Below are 12451 nucleotides of genomic sequence, written 5' to 3'. Positions count from 1 at the left end.
CGGCAGGGCGCACTCACTTGAGGGTGCAAGTCCCTTACACACCCGGCAAGGGGAAGTGTTAGCCAGAGGCAAGGGTTCCCCGGGCGACTGGGGGTCTGAAGGAAGCCCGAGGCAAAGCGCTGGCCTGACGAACAGGAAGCGGATACGAGGCGCCGTATTGGGGTGAGGTAGCCGTAATTGCTGAAGCCCAATACTTGCACGGAACGATGCGGCGTAAATCCGACAGGCATAAGCATGAAGGTGAGTGCGTCATACCCGGGGAGATCTGCACCGCTGCCATGGTGCTACCGACGTCGAGAGGCGTCGGGATGGCGGTGCAGAAGTCAGCAGAGGCCATAGTAGGCGAGCGGTTGGCGCTGAAGGGCCGAACATGAACGAGCGCGATTAGGACGACAGACCTCGATGCTTACCGACGAAGCCCAAATGCACGAACGAGTGCAGCCCACAGCGGAGGACGGCAGGCGGAACCTGCCTGGGGCCGATGGGGGTGCGGAGGCTGGCACGGCGGCTGTCGGGCAAACGAAAGCGCGGGCGCCATCGCTGATGGAGGCGGTGGTCGAGAAGGGCAACATGTGGCTGGCGTACCGGAAGGTGGTCAGCAACGGCGGCGCGGCCGGGGTGGATGCCCTGGCGGTGACGGCGTTGCGCGACTGGCTGAAGGTGCACTGGCCGAGCGTCAAGGTGGCGCTGTTGACCGGCCAATACATCCCGCAGGCGGTGCGCGCGGTGGAGATCCCCAAGCCTGCGGGCGGGGTGAGGACACTGGGCATCCCGACGGTGGTGGACCGGCTGATCCAGCAGGCGCTGCTGCAAGTTCTCCAACCGATCTTTGAGCCGGGATTCTCCGAGTCGAGCTACGGCTTCAGGCCGGGGCGCAGCGCTCAGCAGGCGGTCTTGCAGGCACAGCGGTATGTGCGGGAAGGCCGGCGCTGGGTGGTGGACATCGACCTGGAGAAGTTCTTCGACCGGGTCAACCACGACATCCTGATGTCGCGGGTGGCGCGGCAAGTGAAGGAGGTCCGGGTGCTCAAGCTGATCCGGCGGTATCTGGAAGCGGGGCTGATGCGTGGTGGGATGGTCGAGGCAAGGAGGCAAGGCACGCCGCAAGGCGGGCCGCTGTCGCCGTTGCTGTCGAATATCCTGCTGACGGATTGGGACCGTGAGCTGGAGAAGCGGGGCCTCGCGTTCTGTCGTTACGCGGACGACTGCAATGTCTATGTGCGCAGCGAGACGGCAGGGCAGCAGTTGTTGGCCGGCATGACAGCATTCCTGGAGGAGCGGCTGAAGCTGCGGGTCAATGAGGGCAAGAGCGCGTGTGCACGACCTTGGGCGCGCAAGTTCCTGGGTTACAGCCTGACAGGGCAGCGTCAGCCGCGGCTTCGTATCGCGGCGGAAAGCCTAAGCAGGCTAACGGCCCGGGTACGGGAGTTGGTGCGTCCGGGGCGAGGGGGGAGCCTGGCCCATACGATTGCAGTGCTGAATCCGGTGCTGCGCGGGTGGATCGGGTACTTCCAATACACGGAAGCGAAAGGGGTGTTGGAGACGCTGGACGGGTGGGTGCGACGACGGCTGCGCTGCTTGCTATGGAGGCAGGCCAAGAGACGTGCTACCCGCACTGTGATGCTGCGTCGGCAGGGATTAACGAAGGATCGCGCGTGGCATTCGGCCCGCAATGGTCATGGGCCATGGTGGAATGCGGGGGCTAGTCATATGAACACCGCGTTCCATAAGCGCTACTTCGACGCCATGGGGCTGGTCTCGCTGCTTGATACCCAGCAGCGCCTGCAGTCTCGCTTGTGAACCGCCGTATGCGGAACCGCACGTACGGTGGTGTGAGAGGGCTGAGGGGGTGACCCCTCACCCTACTCGATTTGTTGGCCGATCAGCGGGAGGGTGTATCCGAGTCTCCGCGTTGCCGCGCCCAACTTCAGGTTCCGACTCAAGGGTGCGCTCGACTTCCCCGCAGGTGCGCCCGTACGGCACCACAAGCCTTACCGGCTGGGATGGCCATGCGTCCGTCGCGCTTGCGACAATTGGCTGCGCCGCGAATAGCGCGAGCAGCATGGGCGCGCCCAGGCGCGGGAGATTCAGGGATTGCATTGCATTGGTCCGCTTCGAGGCCCAGCCGATGGCACAGGACAGCAGCAAGACTCCCCAGCAAGGCAGGTCGCGCAGAGGCGGGTAAGCGGGCATGCCATGTCCCCTTCCGATGAATACCGTGCATCGCGGCAAGCGGCAGGTTCGTTTTTGCATGGTTTGCGCTTGCTGGCGCAAGACCGCCGTCACGCTCCGGCCGTACCAGCGGCGCGGGCCGCGACACCGCCTAGTCCAGGCTCAGATGGGATGTCCGGATGACTTCGCCCCAACGCTCGTGCTCGGCTGCGACAAATGCCGTGAAGTCGGCACGCGGCTGGCCGCCTGGAATGCCGCCCATGTTCCTGATCTGCGCGGTCATGTCCGGGTCGTGCATGACGGCGGCAAGCCGCATCTCCAATTGGGCGACGATCGCGGGCGGCGTCTTCGCCGCGACAAAGATGCCGACCCAGGCCGTCGACAGGAAGTTGTCGAAACCGAGCTGCGCCATGGTTGGCACATCTGGCAGGCTGGGCACGCGTTGCGCGCTGGTCACCGCGAGCGCGCGGAGCTTGCCAGCCCGTATATAGGGCAAGGCCTGGGTCAGATTATCGAACTGGAAGCTCGTTTCGCCGGCCAGCAGCGCGGTGGTGGCCGGCGTGGAACCGCGATATGGCACGTGGATGGCATCGGTGCCGGTGCGCAACTTGAAAAGCTCCCCGACCAGATGGCTGGTCTGGCCGATCCCGGCGGAGCCGAAGGAGAATCTGCCAGGCTGCTGCTTCAGTTGCTGCGTCAGCTCGGATACGCTCCTGACCGGGGACTGCGCATTCACGACCAGCACATTGGGAAAGGCAATGACGTCGGTGATCGGAATCAGGTCTGCCGGCTTGTACGGCAATTGCTTGTAGGCACTGTAGTTGATTGCCTGCGGCCCGACATTCCCGCTCAGCAAGGTGTAGCCATCGGCAGCGGCGCGTAGCGCGGCCTGCGTGCCAATGATGCCGCCGCTGCCAGGCCGGTTGTCGACGATGATGGCCTTGTCAAGGCGCGCCCCCAGTTTCTGTGCCAGCAGGCGGATCGGGATGTCGATGGTGCCGCCGGCAGCGCCAGGCACGATGATGGTGACCGCTCGCGCGGGCCAGGCCGCATCCGGCTGCGCGCCGGCAGCCGGATGCGTCGTGGCGGCCAGCAGGCAGGCAAGCGTCAGGCGTCTTGCCGGGCAGAATCCTTGCATGTCCCTTGTCTCCTTTTTTATCTTCAATCACCGGATGACTTCACACTTCGCGTTGCGCGCCGGCAGCCACGAAGCGGCCGAGGTGCGTTGCCGCATTGCCCAGTAGCAGGTCGTTCGCCACCAGCCGCTTGCTGTAATGACTGATCGGCGTTTCGTCTTGCAGCCCGATTGCCCCGTGCAGTTGCAGGACGTCGAAGGCAATGGCGCGGGCAGCCGTGCCGGTCATGTACTTGGCGGCGGCGGTCCGGCGCTTGCGTTCTGCCGGCGCTGCCGTGGTCCAGCCAGCCATCGCCTCCTGCGCCAGATGGCGCGCGCGATTCCAGGCGCGATAGTGGTCGACCACGCGGTGCGCAAGCGCTTGCTGTTCCGACAGCGTCTGGCCGAACTGTTTGCGCGTGCGCATGTACTCGACCGTAAGGGCAAGCGCGCGCCGCATGGCGCCAAGGCTCTCCGCGCACAAGGCAATCGTGGTCAGGGCCAACGCCTCGTCGAGGGCCGCGGTGGCTTGTCCGGTGTCCGCGAGCCTTGCGGATGGTGCCAGCGCGACACCATCCAGACGCATGTCGGATGCGCTGCGTCCGTCGTGGAGTTGATAGGCACGCATGGCGACACCGCTGGCGTGGGCCGGTATGTGGAATAACCCGAGGCCGCCGTCGCCAAGGCGCGCCGCGACAACGAGGTGTTGCGCCTGGCTTCCTCCCATCACCATGCCGTTCGCGCCATCCAGCCGCCATTTCCCGCCGTCGCGATGGGCAACGATCGGAGAACGCGACCTGTCAGCGTCGCAGGCAAGCGCACAGCGCCCTTCACCGCTGGCGAGCACGGCCAGCAGGCGGTCACGGCCATCGCCGGACGGCAGGGCAAGCACGGCTTGCGTGGCAAGTACCGCGCTCCAGAGGACCGGTTCGACGACCAGGGATTCGCCCAGGATCTCCAGCAGGGGCAGAAGGTCGGCGATGGTGCCTCCCAGGCCGCCATCGCGCTCGGGAATCAGCAGGCCGGCGAGGCCGAGCCCGGCAAGGCCAGCCCATGCCGCTTCGTCGCAGCCGCCGTGCGCGGCCACGATCCGCTGCCGGTGCGCGAAGCCATAGTGCTTTTCCAGCCACCGGCGCACGGCATCGCTCATCATGGCCTGCTGTTCGCTCAGGTGGCCGGTGGGCGGACGGTCGATTTCCGTCGTGCCGCCGAAGATCGACCTGGCGATGATCTGGCGCTGAATCTCGGACGATCCGCCGGCAAGCGAACTGCCCCGGTACCGCCACATATGCAGGGTGAGATTGCCGGCATGCATGGCGGAGTACGGCGTTGGGCTGGGCTTGCCGTCGATCGCACCGGGGTCGAACGGCAAGGTGGCGGTGCCTAGCGCATCCATCTTGAACAAATGCAGATCCTGCAGCAGTTGAATGCCATCGAGCTTCAGCAGCGAGGCTTCCAGTTCCGGGCTCGCGCCTTGCCCGGCCAGCCGGACGGCAGGCCACCAGGCGGCCTCGAGGGCGCGCATTCTGATGTCCAGCACGGCATGGCGGCGCGCAAGCAAGGCCCGCTCCACCGCCGTGGACGGTTCTTCGCCTTGATCGGCAACCAGTGCCGCGGCGCTGGCCAGCTCGGCCTTGCATTCGGCCACGCGGGCGACGAACAGGCGCTCGATCACCAGCAGCCCCTTCGCAATGGCCCACCCGCCATGCTCGGTGCCAACCAGGTTGGCGGCGGGCACGCGCACATCGTCGAAGAACATCTGCACGTGGAGGTTGGAACCATTGATGTAGCGGATCGGGCGAATCGTCACGCCGGGGGAGTGCAGATCGATCAGCAGCACGGAGATACCATTCTGCTTGCGTAGCGCCGCCGGATCGGTACGCACCAGTACGAGCGCCCAATTGGCCCAGTGCCCCAGGCTTTGCCAGATCTTGCTGCCATTGACCACCCATTGCTCGCCGTCGCGCCGCGCCGTGGTACGTAGCGAGGCGAGATCGGAACCGGCCTCGGGTTCGGAATAACCCTGCGCCCAGAAGTCATCGAAGCTGAGCATGCCGGGCAGGAAGCGCCGGCATTGCTCCGGTGTTCCATGGCGGATCAGCGTGGGGCCGATGGTGTCGATGCCAAGGTTTTCGACATACGGCGCGTCGCTGGCGGCGAGCTCCTCGCGAAAGACCGCCTGCTCCACCAGCGACCAGCCCGGGCCGCCGTGCTCGGGTGGCCAGCCTGGGGCCGCCCACCCGCGCGCATGCAAGATGCGCTGCCAGCGTGCTGCTTGCTCCTTGGTGACAAGGCAATGGGCCTGCGTGGCGGCGCGGATGTCCGCCGGCACCGCGTCGCGCAGGAAGCTGCGGACGCTCTCGCGCAAGGCAAGGAGAGGTTCACTGTCGGATGCATGTGGCATGGGCGGATAACGCATTGTTGATGACTCCACCGCCGCGGTCCGCGGCGAGTACGGGCTATCGGCTATCGGCTATCGGACTTGCCAGGACGGCTTGCGCTTCTCCACGAATGCGGCGATACCTTCCTTCGCGTCGTCTGTCGCCACCACATTGCCGAAGCTCTCCACCGCGGTAGCGACGCCGCGCCGGTAGTCGTTGTCATTGGCGCGCATGAAGGCCTTGCGTCCCAGCTTCATGACGACCGGGGATTTCGCGCACAAGGTCTGGGCGAGCGCCCGGGCCTCGCGCATGACGTCCTGCTCGGGCACCACGCGGCTGACCAGTCCGAGGGACATGGCCTCGGCGGCATCGAACGCGCGTCCGGTGAAGAGCAGGTCGAATGCCCGGTGACGGCCGATCACGCGCGGCAGGTGCGTGTAGTGGATGGCGGGCGTCAGCCCGACGTCGATTTCCGGGTAGCCGAAGGTAGCCGTCTCGGCGGCAACGATCATGTCGCAGGAGATCGCGAGCGTCATGCCGCCGCCGCGGGCGGTGCCGTTTACCGCGGCGATGGACGGCTTGCCGAGGTTGAACTGCGCGTCGCACAGTTCGTTGTACAGCTTGTCGACCAGGCCATAGATGCGTGCCGGCGGTGCCCCATGCAGCGCATCCAGCCGCAGCCCGGCGCAGAAGCGCCGGGGCAGGGCGCTGCCCAGGATGACGGCCCTGACCGAATCGTCCTGGGCCGCGCGCCGCAGCGCGCGCAGCATGTCATCGATCATGGCCTCGTTCAAGGCATTGACCGGTGCGCTATCGAGGAGGATTTCCGCGACCCCGTCGCGTACTTCATAGTTGACCGATGGCATGGCTACTCCTGACGTGATGCGGCCTTGGAGGGGCGGCCGGCGTTGCCGGTATCGGCGCAGGCAACCACGCCGTGCGCCTTGAACCGTTCGATGGACTCGAGGGGATAGCCCGCCTGCAACAGGATCTCGTCCGTGTGCTGGCCGAGCAAAGGCGGCGCGCGGTGCACCTGCCGGCTGCCGCCGCGAAAGCGAACCGGCAAGCCCATATTCCTGACCTTGCCCAGCACCGGATGCTCGGACTCGGCGATCAGCGCGCGTTCGGCCACCTGCGGGTGGTCCAGCGCCTGGTCCAGCGTGTGAATCGGCGAGCAGGCCACGCCAGCCTTGCGCAGCGCGTCCAGCCAGTAGGCAACCGGCTGGGTCCGGATACGCGCCTGGACCATCTCGACCGTTTCGGCGAAGTGCTCGACACGGGCCGCGTTGGTGGCGAAGCGCGGTGTGTCGGCCATATCCTGCAGCCCGGCGACCGGGCAGAAGCGCCGCCACTGCGCGTCGTTGCCGACGCCGATCATCACCGGCCCGTCGGCCGCGTCGAACACCTGGTAGGGCGCCATGGCCGGATGCGCGGTTCCCATTGGCCGCGGCACCTTGCCGCTGAGCCAGTAGTTCTGGGCCAGATATCCCATGAAGCCCATGGCCGTATCCAGCAGGGACACCTCCAGGTGCATGCCGCGGCCGGTCTTCTGCCGCTCGATCAGCGCGGCCAGGATGCCGCTGAATGCATGCATGCCGGTGCCCAGGTCCACCGGCGAAAAACTGGCGCGCGCATGTTGGCCGCCGGCCTGGCCCATGGTGCTGATCATGCCGCTGAATGCCTGCAGCATGACGTCGTAGCCGGGCTCCTGGCCCAGGGGCCCCGTGCGTCCGTAGCCGGAGATCTCGCAGTAGATCAGGGCCGGGTTCAGCGCGGACAGCGTGTCGTAGTCCACGCCGAGCCTGGCGGCGGCGCCACCGCCGAAGCCTTGCAGCACGACATCCGCCTTGGCCGCCAGCGTCTGCACGATCTGCCTGCCCTCGCCGGTCTTGAGGTCGACGGCGAGGCTGCGCTTGTTGTGGTTGACGGCGAGAAAGGTCGCGGACTGCCCGCGATCCTGCGGCAGCCAGGTGCGCGTATCGTCGCCGCTGCCGACCGGTTCGACCTTGATGACTTCGGCGCCAAGTTCGCCCAGGTACTGCCCGCACAAGGGGCCGGCAAGCACCTTGCTCAAATCGAGGACGCGAATGCCCTGCAATGCAATCATGAATGTGTCTCCGGAACAGGTCGGCGGCGGACTCCGCCCGGGATCGGGGGCGCAGGTCCGGCGTGGTGTCGTTGCAATGGCAAGCCGGGTGGCTATTCGGGCTTGATGTCGATGGAGCGGGCCAGGGCCGTCCAGCGCGCGGCGTCGCGATTCACATAGGCTTGCAGATCGGCGGGCGCGATGTGAAACGGCTCGGCCCCCCGTGCAATCAGCGCGCTGCCATAGGCCGGATCGCTTGCGCTTTGCGCCACGGCCTGGCGCAGGGTCTCGACAACGGCGGGCGGCGTCTTCGCGGATGCCTGCAAGGACAGCCAGAACTTCAGGTCCAGCGCCGGATAGCCGGCCTCCTGGAGCGTCGGCACATCCGGTAGCAGGGGCGAACGCGCAGCGGAGGTGATCGCCAGCGCTTTCAGCTTGCCGCCGTGTATCTGGCCGATGGAGGTGGTCATGCTGTCGAAGAGGAAATCCACATTACCGGCCATGACATCGGTGCTTGCCGGCGCGCTGCCCTTGTAGGGCACGGCAACCGCGGAGAAGTCCGCGGCCTTCTGGAGCAGCGCGCCATAGATATGCGGGGAGCTGCCGGCGCCGAAGGTAGCGTAGGTGAGATTGTCCGGCCGCTGCCTGCCGATGCGGACCAGGTCCGCCAGGGTGTTGACGCCCAGCTTGGCCGGATGCACCACAAGCACGTTCGGCACCGTCGCGACCACGCCGATGGCCACCAGGTCGCGTTGCGGGCGAAACCGCAGGTCGGGGAACAGCAGCGGATTGACGGCGTGCATGCCGACCGTGTTGAGCAGCAGCGTATAACCGTCGGGTTTGGCATCGAGTACGCTCTGCGTGCCGAGATTGCCGCCGGCGCCGGGCTTGTTCTCGACGATCACCGGCTGGCCGAGCCGATTGCCCAGCGGTATGGCAATCAGGCGTGCCACGAAGTCTCCGGGGCCACCCGCCGCGAACGGGACGACCAGCCGGATCGGCCGCGACGGCCATTGATCTGCGTGGAGCGGCCGGGTGAGCAAGGATGCGGCTGCGCCCGTCAGGAAAGTACGGCGGCTGAGTCCCATTGCGTCTCCGTGGATTATTTGGCGTGGCATCCGCGTGCATTGCGCGGAAGCTGGCCTTACTATGGGCTTCGGTACCCTATATGTCCAAGATAGTATTTTGATACTCAGTATATTTTTGTGATATACCCGGCCGGATCTTGCGGAGACTTGCTCATGTCGATCGATGTACGTGGACTCAGGTGTTTTCTGGCGGTGGTGTCGGCGGGATCGATTTCCCGGGCCGCGGAGAACATGCATCTGGCGCAACCGGCGCTGAGCCTGCAGATCAAGCACATCGAGCAGGAACTGGGCGTGGCCCTCTTCATGCGCAGCCACAAGGGCGTCGTCCCCACCGCGGCGGGGCTGAGGTTCGAGAGCCACGCCAGGGATATCCTCAAGCGGCTCGACGTCGCCTGCGAGGACGTGCGCGACCTCGTGACCGATCCCTCCGGCCGGGTCGCAATCGGCCTGCCGCAATCCATGGCGAAGATCCTGACCGTTCCGCTGGTGCGCGAAGCCATCCGGCGCTGGCCAAAGGTCCGGTTGCAGGTGGTGGAGCTCAGCACCGGGTATATCCCGGATCATCTGCTGAGCGGGCGCATCGATATCGGCCTGACCTTCCGCGCGGATGCCGGCTCCGGCCTGCTGTTCGAGCATGTGGTCGACGAGGATCTGGTCCTGCTGGCGCCCCCGGGGCAGTTTGCCGATGCGCGCAAGCCCGGAGCCGGCCTGACGAAGACAGTCCGGCTCAAGGACCTTCACCGCTTCCCCATGATCCTGCCTGCGGGCGAGCATGGCCTGCGGACCTTGATCGATGGCTATCTGCGCGCCCATCAGGTCGAACTCCCGGTGCTGGCGGAGGTCAACGCCATCCCGCAGCTCATCAATCTTGCCGCGGCAGGCGTGGGGTGCACGATCCTTTCCTATGCATCGGTCTGCGCGGAACTGCACGATGGCTTGCTGTCCGCGGCGCGCATCACCCATCCGGGCATGTCGCGCCCGGTCTTCCTGTGCCGCTCCGCCACCATGCCGCCGTCGATCGCGGTCTCGGCCGTGCTGGACCTGCTGATGGAAACGGTTCGCGCGCTGATCGCCGACGGGCAGTGGCCGGCCCGGGTGAGCAGGGCAGGCTGCTGACGCCTGGCCTGCGTTTTGCCACAGAAGGAAGATCGCGTGGAAAGCGAGATACTCAGGTAACGGGTGGAACCGGGTTCGGGACGGGCAGGGCGGCTGGATTCTGGAGCCGGCCGGCGCGGCCTTCTGGATGCTGGCAAATAGGCGGACGTTTTTCCACATCGTAGGCCACAGGCCATGGTCGTCACGCCGGCAGAAGAACGCACCCATGCGCGTGCTGGCCACCTCGGCCGCGCGCAAGCCCCAAGGTACAGCACGCTCAGCAGCCAGCGGTAGCGCGCCGCGTGCAGGCGAGAGCGGCTTGGGGGCCAGGCAGCCGGCGTCGATCAGTCAGGCGAACTGGCCATCAAGGATCAACGGGGAGTAGTGTATTCCCTATAGGTAATCCTACGTATCGCTTTAAGTGGCAGGACGAATTTACCCCCATCGCGCGTCCCTCTAACCTTGACTCAGGGAGCGAGCGTGCCACTGGCCACCCTGGGAATTCGACTCGATAAGGAAGAATCTCTGGAAAGCCAAAGCGGTGTTGAGCGAAGGCACGCTGGTGGCGGCGATCGCGCGCTACCGGCAGCGTCCAATGCCAGCAATGCTGGCGGGAAGCGATGGAAGGATGCCAGGGCAACAGAAGTCTTGCCGAATTTCAACACACGAGGAGATAAAGAATGTCAGAGTTCACTACGCAAAAATTACTGGACCATGTCAAATCCAGGCAGATTTCCCCTGGCAACGAACGGGTGCGAGCCATTACTGCGCGGATCGTGGGCGATCTATTCCACACGATCGACGATTTCGACGTCAAGCCAGATGAATTCTGGGCCGCGGCAAAATGGTTGTCGCAGTTGGGTGAAGCCGGCATGGTCGGACTGATTACCGCCGGCCTCGGCTTTGACCGCCTGCTGGATATTCGCGAAGACGAAGCCGATCTGGCTGCAAGCCGCGCGCTTGGCACCCCGCGTGCCATCGAGGGGCCGTTGTATATCGCCGGAGCACCGTTGTATCAAAGGGAGGTGCGGCTGGATGAAGGCAACGAAGGTAAGGGAGAGACGTTTGTGATGGAAGGCCGTGTGCTTGGCCTGGATGGCCAGCCGGTGCCCGACGCGCTGGTCGATGTCTGGCACTGCAATGAACTGGGCCGGTATTCGCATTTCGATCCGTCGCAGCCGGAATACAATCTCCGCCGCCGTATCGAAACCGATGCCGAGGGCAACTATCGCTTCCGCAGTTTCTTGCCGCCGGGCTACGCCATCCCGCCGGACAGCCCGGTCTCCGAGCTCTTCGCGTTGCTGGGCCGCCACGGCAACCGCCCGGCCCACATCCATTTTATGGTCTCGGCGGCCGGCAAGCGCGCGCTGACGACTCAGATCAATATTCCCGGCGATACCTTTATCGACGACGATTTCGCCTTCGCCACGCGTGGGGGGTTGATCGTGTCTCTCGATAAGGTCGACGATGTGTCGGCTTACGCCTCCCTGGGCGTCACCGCGCCCTTCACGCGTGCGAAGTTCGACTTCGTGCTTCAGGATGCGCAGGCAGCGGCAGAGGAAGTGCCGGGCGGGCGCTATACAAAGGCGGCCTGACATCGCTGCAGGGCCGTGCGGCGCCAGCGCTCGCGACCCTTTTACCGGCGCGCGCGCATCGGCTGCGCGCGGCATGCCATCCGGGCGCGGGGCGGGTCCTCACGCATTGACAAGAGCGCGAGGCAAATGCAATGTGTGCGGGTCCGCAAGCGGACCCGCCCCCCACGGTTTGCCCCCATGAACGCCGATGAAAGCATTGCAAGAAGTGGCCGCCGCTCCCAGGCACGGCCCTGTTAAACCTGTCGTGTACATCGTTGACGACGACGGCGGTGTCCGCGTATCGCTCAAGTTCCTGCTCGAATCCGTCGGCCTCACGGTTTGCGCCTACACCAACGGGCGGGAGTTTCTGGACGCGGCCGACCCCAAGCAGCCTGGCTGTATGTTGCTTGATGTCCGCATGCCCTATATCGGCGGCTTCGAACTCCAGGAAGCGCTGGCGTCCAGGGGCTTCCTGCTTCCCGTGATCTTCCTGACCGCCCACGGCGATATCCCCATGACGGTGCGGGCGATGAAGGGCGGGGCCTACGATTTCCTCGAGAAGCCCTTCAACGACCAGGCCTTGATCGACAAGGTGCAGGCAGCGCTCCAGCTGGCCGAGCGCCGGCGCGCGAGCGAGCAGGCGCGCGATCGCACCAGGCATCTGCTGGATCAATTGTCGGCGCGCGAGCGCGAGGTGTTTGACAAGCTGGTCGAAGGCAAGGCTTCGAAGGTGATCGCGTCCGAACTCGATATCAGCTACAAGACTGTCGAAGTCCATCGCGCGCATATCCGCGAGAAGCTTGGCGCGACATCGCTCGCGGAGCTGGTCAGGCTCGCCATGGCCGGCGCTTCCGCGAACCACGCCTGAGTCCAACCAATTCCCGATAAGTAATCCCACCTATCGTTTTAGGTGGAGGAACGAATTTACCCCCGCTGCGCGC

At 65.4% G+C, this 12451-nt stretch carries 9 protein-coding genes; 4 read left to right on the top strand and 5 right to left on the bottom strand.

Annotation, left to right across the window (positions count from 1 at the left end; all coding sequences use genetic code 11):
• Positions 1-402: 402 nt before the first annotated feature.
• Entirely contained in the window at positions 403-1800 is a 1398-nt protein-coding gene (ltrA, locus tag AC3FOF_RS08425) for a group II intron reverse transcriptase/maturase (protein WP_276268756.1), read from the top strand.
• A 523-nt stretch (positions 1801-2323) separates the two neighbouring features.
• Here the strand turns inward: ltrA and AC3FOF_RS08420 are convergent.
• From AC3FOF_RS08420 to AC3FOF_RS08400, 5 genes are all read right to left on the bottom strand, one after another.
• Positions 2324-3310 (bottom strand): Bug family tripartite tricarboxylate transporter substrate binding protein, encoded by a 987-nt coding sequence (locus AC3FOF_RS08420; RefSeq protein ID WP_488726290.1) that lies wholly within the window; start codon positions 3308-3310, stop codon positions 2324-2326.
• 40 nt (positions 3311-3350) lie between these two features.
• Entirely contained in the window at positions 3351-5690 is a 2340-nt protein-coding gene (locus tag AC3FOF_RS08415; RefSeq protein ID WP_488726289.1) for an acyl-CoA dehydrogenase family protein, read from the bottom strand.
• Between the two features lie 69 nt (positions 5691-5759).
• Complete coding sequence (locus AC3FOF_RS08410) at positions 5760-6533, bottom strand: enoyl-CoA hydratase/isomerase family protein (RefSeq protein WP_488726288.1); 774 nt, start codon at positions 6531-6533, stop codon at positions 5760-5762.
• 2 nt (positions 6534-6535) lie between these two features.
• On the bottom strand, positions 6536-7774 hold the full coding sequence (locus AC3FOF_RS08405; RefSeq protein WP_488726287.1) for a CaiB/BaiF CoA transferase family protein: 1239 nt from the start codon (positions 7772-7774) through the stop codon (positions 6536-6538).
• Positions 7775-7866: 92 nt separating this feature from the next.
• Positions 7867-8841 carry a tripartite tricarboxylate transporter substrate binding protein gene (locus AC3FOF_RS08400; RefSeq protein ID WP_017224122.1) on the bottom strand — a complete coding sequence of 325 codons (975 nt, stop codon included), beginning with the start codon at positions 8839-8841 and terminating at the stop codon, positions 7867-7869.
• Between the two features lie 153 nt (positions 8842-8994).
• On the opposite strand from AC3FOF_RS08400, the gene AC3FOF_RS08395 reads away from it, so the two are divergent.
• From AC3FOF_RS08395 to AC3FOF_RS08385, 3 genes are all read left to right on the top strand, one after another.
• Positions 8995-9957, top strand: a complete 963-nt coding sequence (locus AC3FOF_RS08395; protein ID WP_017224121.1) for a LysR substrate-binding domain-containing protein — start codon at positions 8995-8997, stop codon at positions 9955-9957.
• 659 nt (positions 9958-10616) lie between these two features.
• The gene (locus AC3FOF_RS08390; RefSeq protein ID WP_488726286.1) at positions 10617-11531 is read left to right on the top strand and encodes a dioxygenase family protein; all 915 of its coding nucleotides are present in this window, start codon (positions 10617-10619) and stop codon (positions 11529-11531) included.
• 187 nt (positions 11532-11718) lie between these two features.
• A complete protein-coding gene (locus AC3FOF_RS08385; RefSeq protein ID WP_488726285.1) occupies positions 11719-12378 on the top strand; it encodes a response regulator transcription factor in 660 nt (219 codons plus the stop codon).
• Positions 12379-12451: the final 73 nt, after the last annotated feature.

This window comes from Cupriavidus sp. 96C5-1, from assembly GCF_057798855.1.
Note: the sequence above shows the minus strand (reverse complement) of the source record. Positions and strands in the feature narration are given on the sequence as shown.

Excerpts from the sequence above, each read along its gene's own strand:
- ltrA (WP_276268756.1), top strand. The coding sequence starts at position 403 with ATGCTTACCGACGAAGCCCAAATGCACGAACGAGTGCAGCCCACAGCG.
- AC3FOF_RS08420 (WP_488726290.1), bottom strand. The coding sequence starts at position 3,310 with ATGCAAGGATTCTGCCCGGCAAGACGCCTGACGCTTGCCTGCCTGCTG.
- AC3FOF_RS08415 (WP_488726289.1), bottom strand. The coding sequence starts at position 5,690 with ATGCCACATGCATCCGACAGTGAACCTCTCCTTGCCTTGCGCGAGAGC.
- AC3FOF_RS08410 (WP_488726288.1), bottom strand. The coding sequence starts at position 6,533 with ATGCCATCGGTCAACTATGAAGTACGCGACGGGGTCGCGGAAATCCTC.
- AC3FOF_RS08405 (WP_488726287.1), bottom strand. The coding sequence starts at position 7,774 with ATGATTGCATTGCAGGGCATTCGCGTCCTCGATTTGAGCAAGGTGCTT.
- AC3FOF_RS08400 (WP_017224122.1), bottom strand. The coding sequence starts at position 8,841 with ATGGGACTCAGCCGCCGTACTTTCCTGACGGGCGCAGCCGCATCCTTG.
- AC3FOF_RS08395 (WP_017224121.1), top strand. The coding sequence starts at position 8,995 with ATGTCGATCGATGTACGTGGACTCAGGTGTTTTCTGGCGGTGGTGTCG.
- AC3FOF_RS08390 (WP_488726286.1), top strand. The coding sequence starts at position 10,617 with ATGTCAGAGTTCACTACGCAAAAATTACTGGACCATGTCAAATCCAGG.
- AC3FOF_RS08385 (WP_488726285.1), top strand. The coding sequence starts at position 11,719 with ATGAAAGCATTGCAAGAAGTGGCCGCCGCTCCCAGGCACGGCCCTGTT.